Annotated in this window: 22 protein-coding genes; 18 read left to right on the top strand and 4 right to left on the bottom strand. The window is 50.9% G+C overall.

Going from position 1 to position 25,679, the window contains the following annotated elements:
• The first annotated feature begins 208 nt into the window (after positions 1–208).
• The 13 genes from urtB (at position 209) to M0R47_RS16465 (ending at position 10,655) form a co-directional block, all read left to right on the top strand.
• Positions 209–1,801: an urea ABC transporter permease subunit UrtB gene (gene urtB, locus M0R47_RS16525; protein WP_292556816.1), complete on the top strand. Its 1,593-nt coding sequence runs from the start codon at positions 209–211 to the stop codon at positions 1,799–1,801.
• Between the two features lie 3 nt (positions 1,802–1,804).
• Entirely contained in the window at positions 1,805–2,887 is a 1,083-nt protein-coding gene (urtC, locus tag M0R47_RS16520) for an urea ABC transporter permease subunit UrtC (protein ID WP_292556802.1), read from the top strand.
• Positions 2,884–3,663: an urea ABC transporter ATP-binding protein UrtD gene (urtD, locus tag M0R47_RS16515; protein WP_292556800.1), complete on the top strand. Its 780-nt coding sequence runs from the start codon at positions 2,884–2,886 to the stop codon at positions 3,661–3,663. Before urtC ends, urtD begins: the two co-directional genes overlap by 4 nt.
• Positions 3,663–4,445, top strand: a complete 783-nt coding sequence (locus M0R47_RS16510; protein WP_292556798.1) for an ABC transporter ATP-binding protein — start codon at positions 3,663–3,665, stop codon at positions 4,443–4,445. The genes urtD and M0R47_RS16510 overlap by 1 nt, the downstream gene beginning before the upstream one ends.
• Before the next feature lie 14 nt (positions 4,446–4,459).
• Positions 4,460–5,044 (top strand): HupE/UreJ family protein, encoded by a 585-nt coding sequence (locus M0R47_RS16505; RefSeq protein ID WP_292556796.1) that lies wholly within the window; start codon positions 4,460–4,462, stop codon positions 5,042–5,044.
• 7 nt (positions 5,045–5,051) lie between these two features.
• On the top strand, positions 5,052–5,882 hold the full coding sequence (locus M0R47_RS16500) for an urease accessory protein UreD (protein ID WP_292556794.1): 831 nt from the start codon (positions 5,052–5,054) through the stop codon (positions 5,880–5,882).
• 223 nt (positions 5,883–6,105) lie between these two features.
• Positions 6,106–6,408, top strand: a complete 303-nt coding sequence (ureA, locus tag M0R47_RS16495) for an urease subunit gamma (protein ID WP_292556792.1) — start codon at positions 6,106–6,108, stop codon at positions 6,406–6,408.
• Positions 6,409–6,426: 18 nt separating this feature from the next.
• Positions 6,427–6,744 carry an urease subunit beta gene (locus M0R47_RS16490; RefSeq protein ID WP_292556790.1) on the top strand — a complete coding sequence of 106 codons (318 nt, stop codon included), beginning with the start codon at positions 6,427–6,429 and terminating at the stop codon, positions 6,742–6,744.
• The gene (ureC, locus tag M0R47_RS16485; protein ID WP_292556788.1) at positions 6,741–8,444 is read left to right on the top strand and encodes an urease subunit alpha; all 1,704 of its coding nucleotides are present in this window, start codon (positions 6,741–6,743) and stop codon (positions 8,442–8,444) included. Before M0R47_RS16490 ends, ureC begins: the two co-directional genes overlap by 4 nt.
• A 2-nt stretch (positions 8,445–8,446) precedes the next feature.
• Positions 8,447–8,878, top strand: coding sequence for an urease accessory protein UreE (gene ureE, locus M0R47_RS16480; RefSeq protein ID WP_292556786.1), 432 nt, complete (start codon positions 8,447–8,449; stop codon positions 8,876–8,878).
• Positions 8,868–9,542 carry an urease accessory protein UreF gene (locus M0R47_RS16475; protein WP_292556784.1) on the top strand — a complete coding sequence of 225 codons (675 nt, stop codon included), beginning with the start codon at positions 8,868–8,870 and terminating at the stop codon, positions 9,540–9,542. Before ureE ends, M0R47_RS16475 begins: the two co-directional genes overlap by 11 nt.
• Before the next feature lie 8 nt (positions 9,543–9,550).
• Positions 9,551–10,162, top strand: coding sequence for an urease accessory protein UreG (gene ureG / locus M0R47_RS16470; RefSeq protein ID WP_292556783.1), 612 nt, complete (start codon positions 9,551–9,553; stop codon positions 10,160–10,162).
• A 247-nt stretch (positions 10,163–10,409) separates the two neighbouring features.
• Complete coding sequence (locus M0R47_RS16465) at positions 10,410–10,655, top strand: hypothetical protein (RefSeq protein WP_292556781.1); 246 nt, start codon at positions 10,410–10,412, stop codon at positions 10,653–10,655.
• A gap of 78 nt (positions 10,656–10,733) precedes the next feature.
• Here the strand turns inward: M0R47_RS16465 and M0R47_RS16460 are convergent, their stop codons facing one another.
• A complete protein-coding gene (locus tag M0R47_RS16460; protein WP_292556779.1) occupies positions 10,734–11,039 on the bottom strand; it encodes a BON domain-containing protein in 306 nt (101 codons plus the stop codon).
• A 293-nt stretch (positions 11,040–11,332) separates the two neighbouring features.
• Positions 11,333–12,871: a CHAD domain-containing protein gene (locus tag M0R47_RS16455; protein WP_292556777.1), complete on the bottom strand. Its 1,539-nt coding sequence runs from the start codon at positions 12,869–12,871 to the stop codon at positions 11,333–11,335.
• Positions 12,872–13,116: 245 nt separating this feature from the next.
• On the opposite strand from M0R47_RS16455, the gene M0R47_RS16450 reads away from it, so the two are divergent.
• The 5 genes from M0R47_RS16450 to phoU all read left to right on the top strand — a co-directional run bounded on the left by M0R47_RS16450 (position 13,117) and on the right by phoU (position 19,959).
• Positions 13,117–14,097 (top strand): phosphate ABC transporter substrate-binding protein PstS family protein, encoded by a 981-nt coding sequence (locus M0R47_RS16450; RefSeq protein WP_292556775.1) that lies wholly within the window; start codon positions 13,117–13,119, stop codon positions 14,095–14,097.
• A gap of 366 nt (positions 14,098–14,463) precedes the next feature.
• Positions 14,464–16,740: an ABC transporter permease subunit gene (locus M0R47_RS16445; protein ID WP_292556815.1), complete on the top strand. Its 2,277-nt coding sequence runs from the start codon at positions 14,464–14,466 to the stop codon at positions 16,738–16,740.
• Positions 16,737–18,392, top strand: coding sequence for a phosphate ABC transporter permease PstA (pstA, locus tag M0R47_RS16440; protein WP_292556773.1), 1,656 nt, complete (start codon positions 16,737–16,739; stop codon positions 18,390–18,392). Before M0R47_RS16445 ends, pstA begins: the two co-directional genes overlap by 4 nt.
• 4 nt (positions 18,393–18,396) lie before the next feature.
• Positions 18,397–19,230 carry a phosphate ABC transporter ATP-binding protein PstB gene (gene pstB, locus M0R47_RS16435; protein ID WP_292556771.1) on the top strand — a complete coding sequence of 278 codons (834 nt, stop codon included), beginning with the start codon at positions 18,397–18,399 and terminating at the stop codon, positions 19,228–19,230.
• A 12-nt stretch (positions 19,231–19,242) separates the two neighbouring features.
• Entirely contained in the window at positions 19,243–19,959 is a 717-nt protein-coding gene (gene phoU / locus M0R47_RS16430; RefSeq protein ID WP_292556769.1) for a phosphate signaling complex protein PhoU, read from the top strand.
• A gap of 170 nt (positions 19,960–20,129) precedes the next feature.
• Here phoU and recD read toward each other — a convergent pair whose 3' ends face one another.
• Positions 20,130–21,800, bottom strand: a complete 1,671-nt coding sequence (gene recD, locus M0R47_RS16425) for an exodeoxyribonuclease V subunit alpha (protein WP_292556768.1) — start codon at positions 21,798–21,800, stop codon at positions 20,130–20,132.
• Positions 21,797–25,315, bottom strand: a complete 3,519-nt coding sequence (recB, locus tag M0R47_RS16420) for an exodeoxyribonuclease V subunit beta (protein WP_292556766.1) — start codon at positions 25,313–25,315, stop codon at positions 21,797–21,799. Before recB ends, recD begins: the two co-directional genes overlap by 4 nt.
• Between the last annotated feature and the right edge of the window lie 364 nt (positions 25,316–25,679).

Genomic DNA, 25,679 nt, shown 5'->3' with positions numbered 1-25,679 from the left:
GAACTGGAGTGCAGGCTTTGCCTGCAAGCGCAAGCAAAGCTTGCACTCCGGTTAACGCGTCTTCTTAAGAACTTAACAAAACCGTTATAAAGATCCGTTTAAATCCGTCCAATCAGTGCCATCCGTGTTCCATTTATTAAACTACGGAGTTGTTATGAAACCGAATTCTTTCAGATGGTGTTGCAGGGTAATCCTGGGTTTTATCCTGATGTCGCCAACCTTGAGTATCGGTCAGGAAAACGCCGCCGAGGATGCGTTCCCGGCCGCTTTAGCCAATCTTAAAGCCGGGTCGATGCAAGAGCGCGGCCGAGCTATCGAACAACTGGCCGCCGTGCAAAAGCCGCAGGCCATTACCATATTACAAGCCCTGCTCGATGGGCGCTTATTGATACTTAAAGCCGATCAGAAACTCGTCATCGGCGAAGAAGTCGAAACGGACTACAAGCTTACCGACGCCGAAAGCGGAGAAAGTATGGGCATGGCGGATCGCTCCGCTACGCAAAAAATCACCGTTAATAACAGCCTGCGAACATCGCTACGGAAAATCATCGGCCGCTTGCAACTGAATGACGACGATCCTGAGGTAAGGCTCGCAGCCGTCGGCGCGATGGCTAAGGCAATCGACGACCAGAGTTTGGCGATACTACGCGGCCATCTGCCAATGGAACAGGACGAGAATGTACAAAATGCGATCAAGCTTGTTTTAGGGCTGGAGCAATTAAACAGCGCCGACAAAACCGTCCGTTTGGCCGCGATTGAATTATTAAAAGATCAGGCCAGCCAGGATGTGGTTAACCGCTTGAATGAACTGGTCGAAAAAGACGGCGAAGGCCATTACCTGGAAGCCGACAGCGATGTGCGCAATCAGGCCGAAGCCGCGCTAGCGAAAATCAATTCCAAGCTGCAAGCCTATGCCGCTATCGAAACCCTGTTTTTCGGTTTAAGCCTCGGCGCGGTGCTGGTCTTGGCCGCCATCGGGCTGGCGATTACCTTCGGGGTGATGGGCGTAATCAATATGGCGCATGGCGAGCTGATGATGCTCGGCGCTTATACCACTTATGTAACACAACAACTGATGCCGAATCATTTGGGACTGTCGCTGGCGATTGCGGTACCGGCCGCGTTCATTATTTCGGCATTGACCGGGATTGTCATTGAGCGCGGCATTATCCGCTTTTTATACGGCCGCCCGCTGGAAACGCTGTTGGCGACTTTCGGCGTCAGCCTGTTCCTGCAACAAACCGTGCGCTCGATTTTTTCGCCGTTAAACCGTAGCGTCGCGACGCCGGAATGGATGAGCGGCACTTTGCAAATCAATGACTTTTTGTCGCTGACCTGGAACCGCCTGTACATATTGATTTTCTGCTTGTTGGTGTTCGTGTTGTTGCTGCAAATCCTCAAGCGCACCCGCCTGGGCCTTGAAGTGCGCGCCGTTGCGCAGAATCGCAATATGGCCAAAGCCGTGGGCATTCCGACCGGCCGGGTCGATGCCTTGACTTTCGGACTCGGTTCGGGCATCGCCGGAGTCGCCGGGGTTGCACTAAGCCAGATCACCAATGTCGGCCCGAATTTGGGACAGGCTTATATTGTCGATTCGTTTATGGTCGTGGTGTTCGGCGGCGTCGGCAATTTGTGGGGCACGCTGGTGGCCGGATTTTCGCTGGGCATTGCCAATAAATTGCTCGAACCTTATGCGGGTGCGGTTTTAGCGAAAATACTGGTTCTGGTGTTTATCATTTTATTCATTCAAAAACGCCCGCGCGGATTATTTCCGCAACAGGGCCGGGCAGTGGAGGGCTAAGCGATGCTGTTCAAAAACGATAAAGCCGCGCTCTCAGTGCTGGCTGTGCTGGCCGCAATCAGCCTGATTGTTCCGCTGTGCAACTTGGTATTTGCGCCGGGCTCGCCGCTGTATTTCTCCGCTTATACGGTGTCGCTGCTGGGCAAATATATCACCTTCGCATTGCTCGGCATGTCGCTGGATTTGGTGTGGGGTTATTGCGGTATTCTGGCCTTGGGTCACGGCGCTTTTTTTGCGCTGGGCGGCTACGCGATGGGCATGTATTTAATGCGCCAGATTGGTAATCGCGGCGTTTACGGCGACCCGCTGCTGCCGGATTTCATGGTGTTCCTCGATTGGAAAGCACTGCCCTGGTATTGGCACGGCTTTGATCAGTTCTGGTTTGCCGCGATCATGATTGTGCTGGCGCCCGGCGCGCTGGCTTTTTTATTCGGCTGGCTGGCGTTCCGCTCGCGAGTGACCGGGGTTTATTTGTCGATCATTACCCAAGCCTTGACTTACGCGCTGTTATTGGCTTTTTTCAGGAATGAAATGGGTTTTGGCGGCAACAACGGCTTGACCGATTTCAAGGAAATCCTCGGCTTTAACAGCCAGTCCGATGCCGTGCGCGCCTGTTTGCTGATGGCCTCGGGCATGATCCTGATACTGGCTTTCCTGCTCAGCCGGTGGGTAGTCAACAGTAAACTGGGCCGGGTGGTGACCGCGATTCGCGACCAGGAAATGCGAGCGCGCTTTCTGGGTTATCGCGTTGAGTTGTTCAAATTATGGATTTTCGTGTTTGCCGCGATGCTGGCAGGAATTGCCGGGGCTCTGTATGTACCGCAAGTCGGCATTATCAATCCCAGCGAATTTTCGCCGTTGAACTCATTGGAAATCGTCATCTGGGTCGCTATCGGCGGGCGCGGCACGCTGTACGGCGCCATCGTCGGCGCGGTGCTGGTCAATTACACCAAAACCTTGCTGACCGGCTGGGCGCCGGAAATCTGGCTGTTTTTCCTGGGCGCGACTTTTATTCTGGTGACCGTGCTATTGCCTGACGGCCTGCTCGGATTCTGGCAACGCCGTTTGCAGGAGCAAAAACAATGAACGGCTTGGCGCTTAAGCCGGGCCAGGTGGATGTCAGTCACGGCCCGATTCTTTATCTTGAAGATGTCAGCGTCAGTTTCGACGGCTTCAAAGCTTTAAATAAGCTATCGCTGTATATCGACGCCGGGGAATTGCGCTGTTTGATCGGCCCGAACGGTGCCGGTAAAACCACGCTGATGGATGTGATTACCGGCAAAACCCGCCCCGATACCGGCTCGGTGTTTTTCGGGCAAACCATCGATCTCTTGGAAATGGACGAACCGGCCATTGCCCAGGCCGGCATTTGCCGTAAATTCCAGAAACCCAGCGTGTTTGAAAAGCTCAACGTCTTTGAAAACCTGGAGCTGGCTTTAGCCGTCAACAAGGGCGTCTGGGCGACATTATTCGCGAAGTTGAACGGCGCGCAACGCGACCGCATCGAGCAAGTCATGGAAACGATAGGGCTTGTCGAACATCGCGCGCAACCGGCCGGGATCTTGTCGCACGGGCAGAAACAATGGCTGGAGATCGGCATGTTGCTGATGCAGGAACCTAAAGTCATGTTGGTCGATGAACCGATAGCGGGCATGACCCATCAGGAAGTGGAACGCACCGCGCAGTTGTTATTGTCGTTGCAGGGCGAGCGCTCGATTGTTGTGGTTGAGCATGATATGGAATTCGTCCGCTCGATTGCCAAGCATGTGACGGTATTGCATGAAGGCTCGGTGTTGACGGAAGGCACGATGGACGAGGTACAAAACGATCCACGCGTGATCCAGGTTTATTTGGGGGACTGATGCTGAAAATTACAGGCTTAAATCAATTTTACGGCGGCAGCCATACCTTGTGGGATGTGAATCTCGAGTTACCGGCCGGTTCCTGCCTTTGTTTAATGGGTCGCAACGGGGTCGGCAAAACTACATTGCTTAAATCCATCATGGGACTGATCGAAGTGCGCGACGGCGCTATCGACTACAGCGGCGAGGCGCTAAGCCTTGCCAAACCGGAGCATCGAGCCGAACTGGGCATCGGTTTTGTGCCGCAGGGCAGGGAGATTTTTCCGCTGCTGACGGTCGAGGAAAACCTGAAAACCGGTCTGCGCGCGGTGCGCAAACAGGGCATCAAAAAAATCCCGGAACATATCTACGAGATTTTTCCGGTGCTGAAACAAATGCTCAAACGGCGCGGCGGCGATTTGTCCGGCGGCCAGCAGCAGCAACTCGCTATCGGCCGGGCTTTGGTGTTGAATCCTAAATTGCTGATTCTGGACGAACCGACCGAAGGCATACAGCCGAATATCGTCAGCGAAATCGGCGATGTAATTATTCGTTTGAACCGCGCCAAAGGCATAACTACGCCCCTGCTTAAACAAGGCGACGAAGCGAAAGACGACGTGCGCGAAGGCATTATCAAAATCAAAAACGAATTGGGTGTGACCGTGTTGCTGGTCGAACAGAAACTGCCGTTCGCGCGAAAGGTCGCGGACCGGTTTTATATTATGGATCGAGGCCGGGGCGTGGCTGCCGGGGCGATGGATGAATTGAGCGACGACATGGTTAAGCGGTATTTGACGGTTTAAACAATGAGGCATTTATGAAAACAAGCAGCGTAAAAAATTTAGGTTCGGCATTATTGTTGTTTACTTTGGCCGCTCCGGCATCAGCGCATACCGCTCTCGGTACAGCATATAGTTTTATCGATGGTTTTACGCACCCTTGGTTTGGCATTGATCATCTATTGGTGATGCTTGCTGTCGGTCTTTGGAGTAGTGCTCAGGCCGGAAAAATACTTGGGTCTATTCCTTTGAGTTTTTTATTGATGATGACGGCAGGTGCAGGGTTGCACTTTGCGGGTTTTACCCTGCTTGCCGCCGAGCAATGGGTGGCTCTGTCGGTGCCGGTTTTCGGGATGATTGTATGGCGAAACTTTCACGCCTCGACCGCTTGGGCGATTGGCTTACTGGCCGTGTTTGCTTTGAGTCACGGCTATGTCCATGCCTTGGAAATCGATGCGGGAGTGGATCAAGCCGGTTATGCATTAGGCTTTTTGTTAGCGACAGCGCTACTGCATGGTTTGGGCATTGTTACCGGATTGCTTGGCGTCAAGACGGTTAACGTGGTGCGGATTAGCTTTGGCTTGGTTTGCACGGTAGTCGGCGTGGTTTTGTTGACTGGGTGAAGCCATCTTGACCGCCCACGCCGCAACTGTAAACGCTAAAGGTTGGCAAGCCCACTTGCAGCTGGGCTTTGCGCAAAGCCGCGACAAAACCCTGCTGGTAAATCGCCGGCACGTCGGCCCCTTAACCGTGCAGCGGCCGTTTTACCCGGAAGGCGATGTGTGTCATGTGTATATCCTGCATCCGCCGGGCGGCATTGTCGGCGGCGACCAACTAAGTCTTTGCATTAATGCCGGACAACACAGTCACGCGCTGATCACCACACCCGCCGCCGGAAAGTTTTATCGCAGTAGCGGCGAGCAGGCCGTTCAGACCGTTTCGATAAAAGTGGAGGGCGGCGCGGCTCTGGAATGGCTGCCGCAGGAAACCATTATTTATCAAGGCGCGCAGTTAAGATCGACGGTTAAAGTCGAATTGGCGGCAGGCGCGCGTTTTATCGGTTGGGAGATGTTATCTTTGGGGCGGCCTGCTTCGGGGGAAGGTTTCGATGAAGGGTTGGCGGATTTGAGCTGGCAGGTTTATCGCGAAAATCGGCCTTTATTTTTGGAACGCCTGCATCTGGACGCCAAGGCTTTTGCGGCGCGCTGGGGATTGCAGGGCTTTTCGGCTTGCGGAACCCTGTTTGCCAGCCCGGCCAATGCCGGAAGCTTGGATGCCGTTCGGCAATTAATCGGCGATAGCCAAGGCTGCGGCGTGACGCTGATTGACGATCTGCTGGTGTGCAGGGCTATCGACACTCGAAGCGATAGGCTGCGCGGTTTTTTCGAGCAGGTTTGGGCGATTGCGCGGCCGGACTCTGTACAACGCAAAGCTTGCGCGCCGCGAATTTGGGCGACTTGAATTTTATTCACCCCGAAGACACGAAGGACACGAAGAGAAAATTTAATATGCGGGTTCCCAAGCTTCTGCTTGGGAACCCATATAGCGAAGCTCTAACTTCGCGAGACAGGAAGCTAGAGCTTCCTTACTGAATTCCCAAGCAGGAGCTTGGGAACTAGCAAACAAGCAAACTTCGTGCTCTTCGTGTCTTCGTGGTGAACAAATTAAAAACTGGACTAAAACAATGCAATTAACACCACGCGAAAAAGACAAACTGCTGATATTCACCGCCGGCCTGCTGGCCGAACGCCGCAAGGTCAGGGGCTTGAAACTTAATTACCCGGAAGCCGTAGCCTTTATCAGCGCCGCGATTATGGAAGGCGCGCGCGACGGCCGCACGGTCGCGGAACTGATGGAATACGGCCGCACTCTGCTTGACCGCGACGATGTGATGGAAGGCGTCGCGGAAATGCTGCCCGATGTGCAGGTTGAAGCGACCTTCCCGGACGGCACCAAGCTGGTTACGGTACATAATCCGATTGAATAGCAAACTAGGAACATCATCATGATACCCGGAGAAATCATCCCCGCCGATGGCGACATCGAACTGAACGCAGGCCGTGCGACGATTCGCATGGTGGTTGCGAACAGCGGCGACCGGCCGATCCAAGTCGGCTCGCATTATCATTTTTTTGAAACCAATCCGGCTTTACAGTTCGACCGCGCGGCAACGCGCGGCTTCCGGCCGGATATTCCGGCCGGTACCGCAGTGCGTTTCGAGCCCGGCCAGCAACGCGAAATACAGTTGGTGGCGTTTGCCGGATTGCGCCGGATTTACGGTTTCCGCCAGGACGTGATGGGCGATTTGGAGGAAAATCTATGAGCAGGATCAGCAGGCAAGCCTATGCCGATATGTTCGGACCGACTACTGGCGACCGGGTACGTTTGGGCGACAGTGGTTTGTTTTTAGAAGTCGAAGGCGACCGCACGGTGTACGGCGACGAGGTCAAATTCGGCGGCGGTAAAGTCATCCGCGACGGCATGGGCCAAAGCCAGGTCGATTCCACGGTGGCGATGGATCTGGTTATCACCAACGCATTGATCGTCGATCACTGGGGCATTATTAAAGCCGATGTCGGCATCAAAAACGGCCGCATTGCCGGTATCGGCAAAGCTGGAAATCCCGATACGCAACAGGGCGTCGATATAATCATCGGCCCCGGCACCGAAATTATCGCCGGGGAAGGACAAATCCTGACCGCGGGCGGCATCGACGCGCATATCCATTTTATTTGTCCGCAGCAAATCGATGAAGCGCTGATGTCCGGCGTGACCACGATGATCGGCGGCGGCACCGGGCCCGCGACCGGCACCAATGCGACGACCTGTACGCCGGGCCCGTGGAATATCTACAGCATGCTGCAATCATTGGACGGGTTTCCGATGAACTTCGGCTTGCTCGGCAAAGGCAACGCCAGTCTACCGGGTGCGTTGGAAGAACAGGTTCGTGCCGGTGCGATGGGCTTGAAGCTTCACGAAGACTGGGGAACCACGCCGGCGGCTATCGATTGCTGTCTTTCGGTGGCCGACCGCTTCGATGTGCAGGTCGCGATTCATACCGATACCTTGAATGAATCCGGCTTTGTCGAAGACACCTTTGCCGCGTTCAAAGGCCGAACCATCCACACTTATCACACCGAAGGCGCGGGCGGCGGCCATGCCCCGGATATTATCAGGGCTTGCGGTGAGGCTAATGTACTGCCGTCGTCAACCAATCCGACCCGGCCTTATACGATCAATACCATCGACGAGCATTTGGACATGCTGATGGTGTGCCACCACCTTGATCCGGGCATTGCCGAAGACGTGGCGTTTGCCGAATCGCGGATTCGCCGCGAAACCATCGCCGCAGAAGATATTCTGCATGACTTGGGCGCGTTTTCGATGATTTCCTCCGATTCGCAAGCGATGGGCCGGGTCGGCGAAGTGATTATCCGTACCTGGCAGACCGCGCATAAAATGAAAGCGCAACGCGGCAGTCTGGCGGAAGATTCGCCCGGCAACGACAATTTCCGCATCAAGCGTTATATCGCCAAGTACACGATTAACCCGGCCATCAGCCACGGCATCGCACATGAAGTCGGCTCCGTCGAGGTCGGCAAATTGGCCGACTTGGTGTTGTGGAATCCGGCTTTTTTCGCGGTCAAGCCCAGCCTGATTCTTAAAGGCGGGTTTATCGCCGCCGCGCCGATGGGCGATCCCAATGCCTCGATTCCAACGCCGCAACCGGTACATTACCGGCCGATGTTCGGGGCGTTCGGAACAACCGCTTCGGCGACTTCGATGTTCTTTTTGCCTAAAGTCGCGGTCGAGTCCGATGTTGCAAGAACTTTAGGGCTTAACAAAAGAGTTGGCGTGGTCGCGAACACCCGCGCCATCGGCAAAAAGGATTTGATCCATAACAGTTACCAACCGCATATCGAAGTCGATCCGCAGACTTATTCGGTCCGCGCCGACGGCCTGCTGCTGACTTGCGAACCGGCCGATGTGCTGCCTTTTGCCCAACGTTATTTTTTGTTTTGATTATGCTGAAATTGACTGAACTGGCTCCTCTGGAGACCGCCCCGGACGACGTGGTCACGTTGCCGTATGAATCGCGCCAAAAAAGCCGCTTGCTGCTAAAAACCGACAGCGGCGCAAAAATCGGGCTGTTTTTGCCGCGCGGCCAAGTGCTGCGCAAAGGCTCGGTGCTGACCGGCCCCGACCGTTACCGGGTGCTGGTCGATGCGGCACCGGAGCCGCTATCGGTGGTGCGCACCGATGACGCGCTACACTTCGCCAAGGCTTGTTATCACTTGGGCAACCGCCATGTCGCGTTGCAGATTCTGCCGGGCGAACTTCGCTTCCTGACCGATCATGTGCTGGATCATATGTTGGAAGGGCTGGGCCTGACGGTAACGCATGAAGTGTTGCCTTTCGAACCGGAGCAAGGCGCGTATTACGGCCATGGTCACTGATCTGGCCTTATTGCGTTTGCTGCAACTGGTCAGCCCCGGCTTGCCGATAGGCATGTTCTGTTATTCGCAGGGCCTGGAACGGGCGGTCGACGATGGCTGGATAAGCAATGCAAGCGATACCGATGAATGGCTTAACGGCTTGATGGCGATTTGTTTGACGCGCATCGATTTGCCGATTCTGGCGCGGCTTTACGACGCCTGGGAATGCGGCAATGTTGAAAGCGTTGAATATTGGAGCAGAACCCTGATTGCATGCCGGGAAACGTCGGAATTAAGGGCTGAAGACCGGCATACCGGTCAAGCCTTGGCGCGCTTGCTGGATTCGATGGACATAGCCGGGATGCAGCCCTGGATACGCAAGCCTGAAGCTACGCTCGCTACGGTATTCGCTTTTGCCGCAGTCAATTGGGGCGTTCCGAAACGCGAAACCGTCATCGGTTATTTGTGGAGCTGGCTGGAAAACCAAGTGTTATGCGCGGTCAAGCTGGTGCCGTTAGGACAAGTCGCCGGGCAGCGGTTATTGATCGAGTTGGCCGGAAAAATCCCGGCTTTAGTTAACGAAGCGTTGAGTATTGCCGATCATGACATCGGCGGCAGCGCGTTCGGCCTGACTTTAGCCAGCAGCCGTCATGAAATGCAGTATTCCCGGTTATTTCGTTCTTGAGGAGTTGTATGAGTGCTAAACAGATATTAAGAGTAGGTATCGGCGGTCCGGTCGGTTCCGGTAAAACGGCGTTGGTAGACGCGTTATGCAAGCAAATGCGCGATAATTTTGAAATCGGCGTGGTGACCAATGACATTTACACCAAGGAAGATCAGCAGTTTTTGATTCGCAGCCAGGCGCTGCCGGAGGAACGCATCGTGGGCGTCGAAACCGGCGGCTGTCCGCATACAGCGATTCGGGAAGATGCGTCGATGAATCTGGCGGCGGTCGATGAATTAAGCCAGCGTTTTGAAAATTTGGACTTTATCATGGTCGAAAGCGGCGGCGATAATCTCAGCGCGACATTCAGTCCGGAGCTGGCCGACCTGACGATTTACGTGATCGACGTATCGGCAGGCGACAAAATCCCGCGTAAAGGCGGGCCGGGCATTACCCGTTCGGATTTGCTGGTCATCAACAAAATCGATTTAGCGCCTTATGTCGGCGCATCGCTGGAAGTCATGGATCAGGATGCACGAAAAATGCGGGGAGAGCGGCCGTTTGTGTTTACCAATTTAAAGACCAAACAAGGTCTTAAAGCGGTTGAAGAGTTTATTATTCAAGCGGGAATGCTGGATTAGACGTGTCGAACCGGACTGTCGTTAGGCAGACCTTCCAGGTTTTTACTGGAGCCATCCATGGCAGTCGTAAAACCTGGAAGGTCTAACTTGCAGCGTTCTGAACAGGTGGGACGGTAACATGCTCCGTCCGACTTAGTTCGAAAGCCGCTGAAACTTTAATGTCACATTATTGTCATCTACCTGTCATATAAATTTAATTGTAATGTCGCATAATCGGCCTGATCTTAATAAACGAAAAGGCATTGCGATGATTATCAATTGGGTCACGGCCAAGGCGCGGCAATTTTTACCGGGACAAGATGCCGGACTCGACGAGCTTAACGTCAGCTTCGACTTTGCATTAAGCCCTGAAATTATGGATTTGCTGTATGCGCAAAATGATGACTGCATGGATGCATCTGTTGCCGAAGCAGACCAACCACCGGCCAAAGACGCCGACGCGGCCGCTATAACGCAATTTGAACTGGATGAGCATGAGCTGGCGTTAACCTGATATAAGCCGGGCTAACGCTATATAGAAAAGACTGTTGGAGCAAACGCTTTCACCACGTCCTTGTGGGTCAGGCAATTTCTACTGCTTTACAATCAAGCTGTTGTTAACTGTCTTGACGCCTTTAACCGTTCTTGCCAATTCCACCGCTCTGGTGGCTGCGGCTGCTGAATCCACAAACCCGCTTAGCTGCACAACGCCCTTAAAAGTTTCTACGTTGATTTGCATCAATTTAAGCCTGGAATCACCCAGTATTGACGCCTGAACCTTGGTGGTCAACACAGAATCATCCAGATATTCCCCAGTGCTTTCATGTTTAGCGCCTCCAGCACAACCCACAATTAGCATTGTCAATAAAAAAACCATTATTAGCTTGAATTTACTCATTATATTTAACCTTTATAAGTCTAGGCTTAAGTTTAAAAACCGATTGTTCTGGCGTTAAATTTTATATTCGACGCACCGCTACATGTGCCGGCAATTGCTTCCTGCATTGCACTATCTATTACATGACCTGCAAAGATGCGGGAATGCGGATTTTGCAGAAAGCATTATATCTGCCCATGCAGCCATCATCTGTTAATCGCGGCACGGATCCTAATCTACTAACGCTGAACTATCCCTGAAAGTAACCTCGCCCATAAATAATACAATAATATCGGGTAGATGTATCCATACGCTCAATGCGGATGGCTGTGTGACTTTGACGGAGCAAAAAGCAATTTAAAGGCCGACCGGTTTTGTTCCTGTTTAAAGTTCTCAAAGCATGATGCAAAGTCTTTGCGGGCACGGCATTTATGAGCATCAAGCTCCTGGACTAGCACGCCCATAGCTAAAAAGGTATTGGCGGACGTATTAAGCGCCATCATTTCTTCGCTAAACAATTTCAGGCTTTGCTCTTGAACGGCATAATCCTGAAAGTCGCCCAAAACTTCCTGAAGCCCTTTCAGGCTTTTAACCAGGCCCTTTATTTGCTGCTCCGGATAAAGGCTTTGGAAGAACTCCATTAAATAGCGCAGTTTTTTACAGGTTTTTCTTAAGTCATGTAATGCCTCAGACGGCGATAAGTCGGTAATTGCATCACCCTCCTCCAGCACACGGGTAAAGACCTTCCATATTCTCCGGTCCGCCAGTTCTTTAATGGTCAGCCTGGCATTTTGCTCAAGCGGTTTGCTGTATGAGGGCTCTTTTAGATATTGCTCCCATTCAGCCAGGGTAGACAGATACTTGGGGGATTGAAGTTTTTTTGCCAACTCCTTGCGGGCTTTTTGCTGCTTGGCAAGCAAAAAGTCATATAAAGGATGGATGTCTTCCCTGATTGAAGTCGGCAGGCTGTCTTTGTAACGCTCAAAATTCAGCAGATAAACATCCAGGTCCCGGGTTGGCCCGGTGATCTGACCCAGCCAGGAGAAAAAATCGACATAATAGGCGCTGATGTCGGCAGGCAGTATGCCTTTAATCTGGCTGAGTCCGGCACGGGTTCTTCTGACCGCAACCCTGAAGTCGTGCAAAAATTCGCTGTCGGTGTTCGCAATAGTGCCCTGCTGGTTGGCCTTGATGGCTTTTAGCAGGTGGCTGTAAATATACTTGCCGGCAATATCGGCGCGCATATCAGGGTCCAGATTGATATTCAGCTTTGACGAATAATCTTTAGGCTTGCGCCCCTGGGATTGCAGGGCTGTTAACAGAATGGGGTTATCTGTAGCGGTTAAGCCCAATGTCGCGGTCAATATCTTAACAATATGTTTAGCGGCCTTATCGTAGCCTTTTACCGGTTGCAACAAAACACGGTTATTGAACTGGTTGTATTCCTCGATTACCAGCCGGAGTATGATCTTCTCATCTTTATTAGTAACATTCAGATGATAAATGTAACAATCGAGAGTACATACAGATAACAATGCGCGCATTTCCAACAGCGGAGCCAGTGTGTCGCGTATTAATCCGGGCTCGAATTCTTTGCTGAATAAAGGAACCTTGTTAAGCTCGGAACCGACAACTAATCCACTTTTAAACGATTTTAACGTTAAGGATGAAGCGGAACTTGTTTGATTAAACTCGCAAGTGATATCGCTTGAGTACAAACGCCAGTCAAAGCTGTCATAATAAGTTTTGCAGGAAGACCGTCTTGAAATCGTTTGTATGCTTACCTTATGACTTAGTCCGGCAATAAACTGTTCAGCCGTTAAATTCGCAGGAAGTTCAAATTCTAAGGTCATATTTTTCCATGCATGTAAGTTAAGAACTGATCTGATCGCTAAACCATTAAGCGTAACAGGCCAGTATTAATTTTTGATGACACAGAATAGGAGTTGACTGACATAACTCCGACTGCAAAAAGCAATTGTTCCTGCAAACGGCTATCTTGTATCGCAAGCCGAGCATAGCAAAAAATGCGCTGTAATACTCCTGTCATATTGTATTTAGATAATAGCGCTACTTTAAATTATTTGGAGGCTTGATCATGAAACTATTTAAAACTAAATCGCTGATTACTGCGATGGGTTTTGGTATTGCGGCATTAACCAGCAGCGTTGCAGGCGCCGTACAAACTGTTGACGCTGGGATTCCCGAATACCAAAAAGCCAGCGGCATTTCCGGCAACCTGTCCAGCGTCGGTTCCGATACGTTGGCCAACCTGATGACTTTATGGGCTGAAGAATTCAACCGAGCTTATCCCAACGTCAACATTCAAATTCAGGCTGCCGGCTCTTCCACTGCGCCTCCTGCGCTGACCGAAGGCACGTCAAACCTCGGCCCTATGAGCCGCGAAATGAAGGATGACGAACTCGAAGCCTTCGAAAGTAAATACGGCTATAAGCCTACCGCTATCCCGGTCGCTGTCGACGCATTAGCGGTTATGGTTAACAAGGACAACCCGGTTAAGGGCTTAACCATGGAACAAGTCGATGCGATTTTTTCTTCTACCAATAAATGCGGCGGCGAAAAGAGCATTGAAACATGGGGCGACGCAGGCGTTACCGCCTGGGGCTCAAAAAGCATCCAGTTATACGGACGTAACTCGGTTTCCGGCACTTACGGTTATTTTAAAGAACACGCTTTATGCAAAGGCGACTTCAAAAACAACGTAAATGAACAACCTGGTTCAGCCTCCGTAGTTCAATCAGTCACTTCATCGGTTAACGGTATCGGTTACTCCGGCTTGGGTTATACAACATCTGGCGTCAAGATGGTGGCTTTGGCAAAAAAAGGCAGCAAGACTTTTGTTGATACAAAGACCGAAAATGCAGTTGCCGGCACCTATCCTTTGACACGCTACTTGTATATTTATGTCAACAAGAAGCCAAACCAACCGCTGGCACCGTTAGACAATGAGTTTATCAAAATGGTACTGTCCAAAACCGGCCAGCAAGTGGTTATAAAAGACGGCTATATTCCTCTGCCTGCTAAAGTTGTTGACAAGGTACTGGCCACTCTTAAATAAAAGATTAAGGATTGGATTTGATGTTGCGCAAGGATGCGTAACAGGGATGTTGATTTTTAATGTGTCGCCTAAAAGCGCCTACTGTTGGTGTTATCCTCCCCCTCAGAGGTAAAGCACATCGGACAACAATACGGCTGGGATTCGCAAGACGAATCCCAGCCGTATTGTTGTTTTTTTGTTATATCATAACCACATTTAATTTCTCGTATCTCCAGCATGTCAGAAATAAACATTCCCAAAAAACACCCCCCTTCGACCGCCACAGACGATGAAAGTGTCGCAACCGGTACGACTGCAAGGATGCAGGACGACAGCAAAGATACAGGAGCGGTTGCCGAGACAGAGCAATGCAGGGAGCAGTTATCGATGGGTTCTACGCGATCCATAAAAATCGGTTCTGGCGAATATTACCAGCGCTGGCGGCTCATAAAAGATATCTTAGCTCGCTATGGTGTGAAGATAGGCGGCCTGAGTGTGATCGTCGCAATCGTACTGATTTTCTTTTATTTACTGTATGTGGTTTATCCGCTGTTTATATCAGCTTCCGCGGAGCCGGTCAGTGAATACGCCGTGCCGGAGCAGGCGCTGGGCAACACCTTGTTGCTGGAGATGGAAGAGCAAAATGAGATGGCGGCCCGGTTTACCGATAGCGGGCAAGTGGTGTTTTTTGAGGCCGCTACCGGCAAAACCGTATTGACGCAAGCCGTGGCAATACCTGAGGGCGCGCATATCACCAGCTTTGCGCAAGGCAGCCCTATCAATGAGGGCGCCGTTATTTACGGTTTATCCGATGGCCGGGCCGTCATCGTTAAACATCAATACAAAGTCACTTATCCAAACAATAAACGGGCTATCACTCCATCGCTTAAATACCCGTTGGGTGAGCAACCTTTGGTGCTGGAAGAGTCCGGCGCAGCTTTGGAAAAAATCGCGGTTAAAGTGGGCGAGAATGCGACGACGATAGCCGCAAAAACAGCCGATACCCCACAAGGCCCCGGTAAAGTCCGCTTAATTAATTTTCAAAAAGAACAATCCTTATTTGCCGATGAGGCTGCCTTAACGCGTACGGATTCAATTCTGGAACAATCGGCAGCAGGCATTGCGGATATCTTAATCGATAAGGACGAGTCTAATCTGTACCTGATCAGCAATGACGGACAGTTGGGTTTTTTTAATATTTCCGACAAGGGCAGCCCGTCTATCAGGCAACAGCAGAATGTGGTTGACGCCGGTCAAAAAATCACCAGCGTGGCTTTTTTAAATGGCGATATTTCACTGATGATCGGCGATTCCAGCGGCCTGGTTTCGCAATGGAGCATGGTTAAGGACAATTTGAACCGTCCTGCCATGCAAAAGATCAGATCCTTTAAAGTGTCTGATAAAGCGGTCGTTGCGATCAATTCCGAACAGCGCCGCAAAGGCTTTATGACTACCGATGCCGACGGGATCATGGGCATTTATCATTCAACCGCCGAACGGGAAATGATTAAAGAGCGCGTCAGCGATGCCTTGCCAAGCGCAGCGGTGTTATCGCCAAGAGCCAATGCGTTGTTGATGCAGTCAGCAGACGGCAAAATGCATTTCTGGCATATCGATAATGAGCATCCCGAAGTTTCGATCAAATCGCTTTGGCAGAAAGTCTGGTATGAGAGCTATCCGAAACCCGATTACATCTGGCAATCTTCTTCGGCAAACAATGATTTTGAGCCTAAATACAGCTTAACGCCGCTGGTTTTCGGCACATTGAAGGCGGCGTTTTATGCCATGTTGGTTGCCATCCCGCTGGCGCTGATGGGAGCGATTTACACGGCCTACTTTATGGCTCCGCAGATGCGCCAGTACGTGAAGCCCTCGATTGAAATCATGGGCGCATTGCCAACGGTTATTTTGGGATTTCTTGCCGGTCTTTGGCTGGCACCGTTTCTGGAAGAGAATCTGGCCGGTTTTTTTGCCATGCTGATAATTGTCCCTATCGGCGTCTTGCTGTTTGCCTTCGCTTGGCAATTTATCCCTAAGACCATTGCCCATAATCTCCCGGCAGGCTGGGACGCGGCGATATTGATTCCAGTCATTTTGCTGAGCGGATGGTTTGCCTTTAAGGTGAGCGTGCCTTTGGAAACGTTTTTGTTCCACGGTACCCTGCGCGACTGGTTCAAGGCTGAACTGGGCATAGGCTACGACCAACGCAATGCTTTGGTTGTCGGTGTGGCGATGGGCTTTGCGGTTATTCCGACTATTTTTTCAATCGCTGAAGATGCCATTTTCAGCGTACCCAAACACTTGACCGTCGGTTCTTTGGCACTGGGCGCTACGCCCTGGCAGACCATGACCCGGGTTGTGCTGTTGACCGCAAGTCCGGGAATTTTTTCCGCCATTATGATCGGTTTCGGCCGTGCAGTCGGAGAGACCATGATTGTATTAATGGCAACGGGCAATACGCCGGTGATGGATTTAAGCGTTTTCCAGGGCTTGCGCACCCTGGCTGCAAACATTGCCGTGGAAATGCCTGAATCGGAAGTAGACAGTACGCATTACCGGGTCTTGTTTTTAGCGGCTCTGGTGTTGTTTATGTTTACCTTTGTTTTTAATACGCTGGCCGAAGTCATTCGTCAGCGCTTACGTGAAAAATACAGCTCATTATGATCAGATTATGGTTTAAAAGCGGTACTCCCTGGGTATGGCTCAATGCAGCGGCAGTCAGTGCCAGCCTTATTATGGTGATTGGCGTACTGGGCTTGATTTTGGTACGCGGAGCGGGGCACTTCTGGCCGTCCGAAGTTGTACAGTTCAGCTACCAGGAAACAAATGGGGAGATCCAGACAATTATCGGTGAACATGTCGATACCAGCATTACCCCGGCCGCGATGGCCAAATCATCCGGCCATGTCATGGCTGATGACGAAGATACCCTGGTGCAATACCTGATTAAAGTCGGCAACCGGGACATTACCGGCACCGATTTTCGCTGGATACTGGAACGCAATATCAGGCAGCAACAGACTCCTGCCGAGCTGATAGTGATCGAGCGCCGCGAATGGGGTAATTTTTACGGCCGACTGACTGCGGTTAAGGAGAACGGCAATATTATCGCTGAAGGCGATCAAGCTTGGCCTGCTGTTCAGGCCAGGATCGATGAAGCTTTATCCGTTTTTGAGAAAATAGCTCATCTGGAAAAAAAGGAAGTCGGCTCAATTAACTACAGCCTGGAACAATTACGGCTTAAACAGAAGAAATTGCAGCTGGAAAATCGCTGGGATGCGACAGCAGAACAACAGATGGCTTCTGAAAAAGCCGAACTGGAAGCTGAATATAAACAATATCAAGTGCAATTAAGCGGGCTGTACCAACAAATAAGGCGGGATAGCCTGGTCGCAAAGACTGAAAACGGCACTGAAGTAGAAATACCTTTAAACAAAGTGGTCAGGGTTTTCCAGCCGAACACTATGAGCATGTTCGATAAAACCGTGCATTATGGCGTTAAGGTGGTTGAATTTTTAACCGACGAGCCGCGTGAGGCCAATACTGAAGGGGGAATTTTCCCGGCTATTTTCGGTACCGTCCTGATGGTGATGATGATGTCGGTTATCGTGACCCCGTTTGGCGTTATTGCGGCGGTCTATTTGCGGGAATATGCCAAACAGGGTTTTATCACCCGCTTGATCAGGATTTCAGTTAACAATCTGGCCGGCGTACCTTCCATTGTTTACGGCGTATTCGGCTTGGGCTTTTTCGTCTATATCCTCGGCGGCAACATCGATCATCTGTTTTTTCCGGAAGCGGCCCCTGCGCCGGTCTTCGGCACGCCGGGCTTGCTGTGGGCATCCATCACGCTGGCGTTGCTGACCTTGCCGGTGGTCATTGTTTCAACAGAAGAAGGTTTGGCGCGCATTCCCAGATCCATCCGCGAAGGCAGTCTGGCGCTGGGCGCTACCAAACTGGAAACCTTATGGCTGACCGTATTGCCGATGGCAAGCCCTGCGATGATGACCGGATTGATTCTGGCGGTAGCGCGGGCGGCGGGCGAAGTGGCGCCGTTGATGCTGGTGGGCGTGGTTAAACTGGCGCCCACATTGCCGCTGGACGGCAATTATCCGTTTTTGCATTTAGACAGAAAATTTATGCATTTAGGATTTCATATCTATGATGTCGGCTTTCAAAGCCCGAATGTTGAGGCGGCGAGACCCTTGGTTTATGCGACATCATTACTGTTGGTACTGGTCATTATTGGGCTGAATTTATCGGCCATTTTAATCAGAAACCATCTGCGAGAAAAATACCGGGCACTGGAAGGTTAAACAAATGACAGCACAACACACACGTACACATGCCATTGATGTAAGTTCGATTTTACGCGATCAGAAAAGAACGGATGAGCCGAACGAGCCCTGCATCAAAGTAGAAAATTTGAATCTTTTCTATGGAGAAAAACAGGCCTTACACAACGTTAGCATGGAAATGCCCAAGAAAAAGGTAACCGCCTACATCGGCCCCAGCGGCTGCGGCAAATCAACACTGCTGCGTTGCATTAACCGGATGAATGATCTGGTCGATAACGTGACTATCGAGGGCAAAATCCTGCTGGATAATGAAAATATCTATGACAAGGCCGTTAATGTGGCTGCGCTGCGCAGACGGGTCGGCATGGTGTTTCAAAAGCCCAATCCTTTCCCCAAGTCCATCTTTGAAAATGTCACGTACGGGCTTAGAATTCAGGGCATTAACGACAAGCGGATCTTGGAAGAAACGGTTGAAAATTCACTGCGCGGCGCGGCGCTGTGGGATGAAGTCAAAGACCGCCTGAATGACAATGCCTTGGGCTTGTCAGGCGGACAGCAGCAGCGTCTGGTGATTGCCCGGGCAATTGCGATTGAACCTGAAGTACTGTTGCTAGATGAACCGGCGTCGGCGCTGGACCCTATTTCAACCTTAAAAATTGAAGAGCTGATCAACGAGCTTAAAGAGAAATACACGATCGTTATCGTGACGCATAACATGCAACAGGCCGCGCGGGTTTCGGACTACACGGCGTTTATGTTTATGGGCGAATTGATCGAGATGGGTACGACCAGCGAGTTGTTTACCAATCCAAGAAAAAAGCAGACCGAAGATTACATTACCGGTCGATACGGCTAACAGGAGCAGGCAATGGATAACAGCAAGATAGGACAGCACATATCGGGCCAGTTTAATAAAGAACTGGAAGACGTGCGCAACAAGGTTTTAACCATGGGTGGGCTGGTTGAGCAGCAGATAGAGCAGGCGGTAACGGCTTTTTCCACCGGAGATATGGAAATGGCCGAGCTGGTCATTAAACAGGACAATCAGGTCGATGCGCTGGAAATGGCTATCGATCAGGAATGCATGCAGATTTTAGCCCTTAGGCAACCTGCGGCATTCGATTTAAGATTGCTGATCACGATCATCAAGGTGGTCAATGATCTTGAACGCGTCGGCGACATGGCCGAACGCATCGCCGAGATGGCAATCCAATTGTCCAGCACTGACAGCAAACGCGATCAATATTATGAGCTGGAACACATGGCGGAACTGGTTCAGGGCATGCTGCATGGCGCTCTGGACGTATTTGCGCGCATGAATGTAGAAGACGTGACCTCGATTACCGGCCTGGATGAAAATGTCGATCGCGAATACGGCAGCATTATCCGCCAGCTGATTACGAAGATGATGGAAGATCCGAGAAACATTACCCGTATGCTGGATGTGCTGTGGATTGCCCGTTCACTGGAAAGAATCGGCGATCATGCCTGCAATATCTGTGAACATTTGATTTACATGGTCAAGGGCGAAGATGTGCGGCATTTGACCCAGGAAGAACTGGAAAGGAAAATGAAGGGATCGTAGGAGCGTAGGCCTCGAATAAACCGGTTCGAGCGACTGCGAGAACCGGTGTTGCCTATGCACAGGTATTTGCCGCAATATTTGTATTGACCTCCACGGATGGAGCAACCGCGGCCACCATGTTCCTGCGGATTATGTAGGCAATGCTGGAGCTGTTGCTTTTCCAGCGCATCTCAGATTTTGAACTTATCAACCAACCCGGTAACTCTTTCTATCTTTTGCCTGACGGTTTCGGCAAATACCGCCTCTTCGGCCACCAGTTTGATGGTTTTCTTTGCCCGGGTAATTGCGGTATACAGTAATTCTTTGGTTAACACCGGATTGATGGCTTCGGGCAGCACGATCAACACTTCCTCGAATTCAGAACCCTGGCTTTTATGGATGGTCATCGCAAAAACGGTTTCGCAGGGCGGCACGCGCGCAGGCAGGTATTTTTTAACACTGCCGTCGGGACGTTGAAAATAGACCATCAGTTTTCCTGCGGAAAAACCGTCCTGCATGCAAATGCCGATATCGCCGTTATAAAGATTCAGCGACGGATTGTTTTGCGTGACCATGACCGGCCGCCCCGGATACCATAAACCTGACAAATCAATCCGCTTTTGCTCGGCAAGCTTTTGTTCAACCCGATAATTGATGTCGGCAACGCTGTTTTTTCCCTGCCGGTTGGAACACAACACCTGAAATCGGCTAAACGCCTGAAAAACCTTATCAAATTCGGCATCGGCTTTAATCAGCTGCAAATAATCCGCTTGCTGTGCCGCTACATAATCGATTAAATCTTCATTGAGACATTGCACGGCGCTGTCTCCTCCGCCGGATAAAACTTGCCAGGCGACCTGATCCCGCTGAAGGTTGACCGCCTCGGCCAGCTCTTTTATGGCGCCGCCGAAACGATGCGATTTGTTTAAGATATAAACATTATTTTGCAGGGTTTCCGCCATGGCTAAATCGGCTAACACCGCACCGGATTCCACCGAGGCCAGCTGATCCTTGTCACCCAGCAGGATTAGACGCGCACCGGGTTTTAAGGCGTCAAGCAGCTTGCTCATCAAGGCCAGATCGACCATCGACGCTTCATCAACCACGACCAAGTCATGAACCAGCGGTTTATTTCTGTCATGCCGGAAATACGGGGATGGCGGCATCGCACCCAACAGGCGATGCAAGGTGGTCACTGTTTCCGGGATGCGATTTTTTATTGTCTCCGAACACGGCAGCTTCGCCTTGCTAAAACCGATCGATTCCTGAAGACGCATGGCGGCCTTTCCGGTCGGTGCCGCCAGGGCAATATGCAGCGGATGTTCGGCCAATTCCTGCAACAGCGCCAGAATTTTAACGACGGTAAAGGTTTTGCCGGTTCCCGGCCCGCCGGTAATGATGCAAAACGACTGCTGGACTGCCATCTTGGCCGCCTCGCGCTGGTCGTCTGTCTCTTCACTCGCTTCGAAATAACGATCCAACATCGCGCCGAGTTGTTCGGCAGGATGTTCGGCCTGAATCATCGCCTTGACCTGCATCGCCAGCTGGTTCTCATAATTCCAATAACGGTGCAGATACAGGCGATCCTGTTCTATAACCAACGGTAAGGGCTTGGATTGATTGTCCGGCGTTGCTGCCACCAGTCCGGAAGCGAGTAGCAACGCTCGCGCATTGTCGTCTATTTTAATGCAACTGTGTCCCTGGTTTTGCTCGTAAGAGGCCATCATTCCGATGGCTTCAAAAGCTTGTTTTTGCAGGGGATCAAAGCGGGTGCGCTGGCTAAGAAAACTGGCAAAGGCCATGTCCAGCCTACTGAACGATCTAGGTACGGTCTGCTCTCCTGCATCCAAGTCGTCTGTCATTTAACACCTCCAAACAATGCCGCCAATGCTTCAACCCGCTCCAGGTCGGGCCTATCCTTATAAACGCCGCTCAGTGGCTGGTCCGGCTTCATGCCGCGCACGAATAAATAGCGCACGCCTCCAAAATGGTTTTCATAATCGTAATCCGGCAAGCGTGTTTGCAAATAGCGATGCAGCACGACAGTGTAAATCCAGTATTGCAGACCGTAGTTATGTTCGCGCATCGCATGGGTTAAGTTGTCCGGGCTGTAATCCGGAAGAGCATTGGTTTTGTAATCCATCACGTAATAACGGCTCTCGGAACCTGGAAACGCGCAGATAAGATCGATAAATCCGGTCAGATAACCGCACATCTGCTTGGCAGTCAATGGCTGGAAAGCCGGTGTATCTTGCAAGATATGGTTAATTTGCGCGGCATCCATCGCTTGCATGGATAAATAAAACGGCATTTCCTTTAGGCACTGATGATCCGCTAAATTCATCAGGCAAAAATCAGCATTGGTTGCGGACAGCGGCGTTGTGACTACAGCTTGCAATAGCTCATCAAGCAAAGCCGGCCGCTCCAGTTTTAAGCCATAGTGTTGACAAGCCTTGTCCCTTTGCGTAGCAATATCCTTGCGGCGTGACAAGTCGATAAACGCGTTGTTTTCAAGCAGATCATGCACAACATTACCGGTATGCGCACCTCTGGGCAATTCCATTACTGCGCTGCCGGGCTCGGACTTGGCAATAAGCATTTGCTCTCCGGCCTTATCTTCCGGCAGCTCCGGCGCATCGTGCAGGCTTAGTGCCGACAAACCCGTGTAACTGCTCATTTGCCAGGTGGTATATAGTGAGCGCTTGCGTTTTTTTGCCTGTAATGGAGTGTCTGCAACCGCTTTTTGATAACGGCCGTTTAACTCGCCCGGCACCTCTAGCAACCGGTAAGCGGCTTTATCCTGTAAAGCTTGCAGTCTTGCCTGTTGCGCGGAAAAATCGGCATCCACAAATTCAAGCAGCCAAGCCATTGCTGAATCGTTTGCTGTGTCTTGTGACCGCACATCGCCCCAAGCAATGTAACAACGGTATTTGGCGCGGGTAACCGCTACGTAAAATACCCGCAAATCCTCGGCCAGTTCTTCTTTTAATGCCATCTCGCGGTATCGTTCAAAATCTTCCGACCCCAAATCGACTATCGTTCTGCCGTTTTCATGACATCTAATCAACAGCTTCTCACTGTTTAACCGATCGCTACGCTGCCAAAGATAGGGGCAAAAAACGACTGAATATTCCAGGCCTTTAGATCGGTGCATGGTGACAATTTTGACCGCATCGTCATCGCTTTCAAGACGCAATTGCTGATCTTCAGCGCTGCTCGCTTTAACAATCGCATTACCCAGCCAGTCCAGCGTTTTATTGATGCCCAGATGCTCATCAACGGCGGCCTGTTGTACCAGCTCGATAAGATGATACAGGTTGGTGAGTTGCCTTTCCGCCATCAGCGTTTTGGATATACCGGTCCTGATTTTTTCTTGACGAAGCAAATGCTGCATCATCGTCATCAATCCGGCTTGTTGCCAAGTCTGAAAATAGTCGAGAAACCGCGACGTCCAGGCATCAAGCTCGGTTTCGTTATTGATAAGCTGGTAGAGCGTTTGTCCATCCAAACCAAACCAGTCCAGCGTCAGCGCTTGTTTAAGCAGTCCGCTGTCACCGGGGTGAGCCACGGCCTGCAACAGGCTGTATAAATCGGCCGCTTCCTGCGAAACAAAAACCGACTCCGTGCTGTTTAGCACAGAAGGTATGCCGACTAAGCGCAGTGCCGCTTGATATTCCCTGGCCTGCGTATTGGTTCTTACCAGAATGGCGATGTCTTTGGGGTGCAAGGTCCGGTTCACCGGTTGCAAGGTGCAATCGCCAGTCAGTAGTTCAATGACTTCATTGACAACGGCAATCCTGATCTCCTCAGCCGCCTTGCCTGCCGTCCAGTACCCTGTTTTGCTGTCAGCCTCCGGTAATTGCCACAGCACCATCGGCGCAGCAACCTGTCCTGCATGGTGCAATTCGCCGTTATCTGCCAACAAGCCAGGCTCTACGTTGATAAACTCCAGGCCATCCAGCAAAAATGCCCGATCTCTTTGAAACAACGCGTTCACCGCCTCGACCAACTGCGGATGCGAACGCCAGTTTTTGCCCAAGGTAAATTGATGCTCGGCCTGTTGTTGCGCACTTAGGTAGGAATAAATATCCGCACCGCGAAATTTATAGATTGCCTGCTTGGGGTCGCCGATTAGGTATAAATAGTGGCTGGGAGCGGCAAATAGCGAGGAAAAAATAAACCACTGGCTGTCATCAGTGTCCTGAAATTCATCGATCAAGGCAACTTCAAAACGCTGTTGCAATTCAGCTGCCAGCAATTCGCCTTTCTCGTTTTGCAACGCCTCAGACAAACGGCTGATTAAATCATCGAACGACAACACATTCAGCTGGTGCAAGTGTTTATCCAGTTCCTCACGCAAGTGATCGAGCAGGGATTTGCGAAATACCAAGGCGACTTGTCTAAATGCCAAAGCCAACGCATCGAAAGCGGAGGTATCTATAGCCAATTCAGCTAGATATTCAGCTTTACGTTGCTCACTGGTCTGAGTCTTATTGGCTCTGAATTTGCCGCCATGCAAAGCGTCCATTAATCCGTTTTCAGTCAGCAAAACAAATGCTTCTGCATCGGGAATGCATGTGGTGGCGCCATGCAGCCATGCATTTAATGCGCCATAGTGATAGTCAAAAGTATCTGAATAACCGGTCTTGAATTTTTCGTCTGCAAAGCAACTACGCAAAGCATGTGCATACACTTCAGCGGATGCTTTTGCCAAGTCCACTTGCATCTGCAGTTCTTTTAATGCGTCATCCAAGCCACCACAAACTGGATAAACTTCAATTTGCGCGCCGTTGCCGGGAAATGAAACGATGCTGGCGAGCAATGCATCCGGGGTTTTAAAGACCCCTGTTAATACTTCGACTTCCCACGCTGGACGTTGGTAGATCTGCTTGCGCCAGAAATCATCTGCGCAAGCCTGTTTAATATCTGCCAAGTCGCTGGTTAATTCGGCATCGAATAATTGCCCGCTTTCCAACGCATGTTCTCTTAATACGCGTTGACAGAAACCATGAATGGTAAAAATTCCGGCTTGGTCTATATCCAGCAATGCCATTTGAAGGCGTTGCTGGATCAGTTCCGGTTCTACGTCCAGATTAGCCAGCCAATTGACAATATTGTCATCAATATTTTCAGTATGACCATCCAAAGCCTGTCTGGCTTCAGCCAACCTGCAACGCACACGGTCTTTAAGTTCTTCTGTTGCCGCTTTGGTAAACGTGACCACCAGCAATTTTTCAATCGCAATGCCTTGTTCGACCACAAAACGCAACACCAACATCGCTATAGCATAGGTTTTTCCTGTTCCAGCGCTGGCTTCAATCAGGTTTAGACCTTTTAATAATATGGTTTGAACCGGATCAAAATTGTTAATTTTCATGCCTAAACTCAGCGTCATTATCGATGTTATTTTCCAGGCTCAACGGCTCTGCCCATTAAACTCTTAAAATGGAGCTTACGTGTTTTTTCAAATGACAAACCCCGGATTGTGAGCGCCTACGCCCGATTCACGCTCAGCCCAGGACTTTTTTCACATGGCTCGCGCGGTTAGCGTGCCATCTATCGCGCGGCTTAACCGCGACATCATAGCTCATCTACGGAATCCCTGCGATTTCTTGGGCAAAAAAAAACCCAGGGGTTTGAGTCCTGGGTTTTTGGATAAAGCGCTTGGCGATTCCCTACTTTCACATGGCAACGTGCCACACTATCATCGGCGCTAAACGGTTTCACTTCCGAGTTCGGGA

The sequence above is a fragment of the Methylobacter sp. genome, from assembly GCF_023227905.1.
In the GTDB taxonomy this organism is placed as follows: domain Bacteria; phylum Pseudomonadota; class Gammaproteobacteria; order Methylococcales; family Methylomonadaceae; genus Methylobacter_A.
Note: the sequence above shows the minus strand (reverse complement) of the source record. Positions and strands in the feature narration are given on the sequence as shown.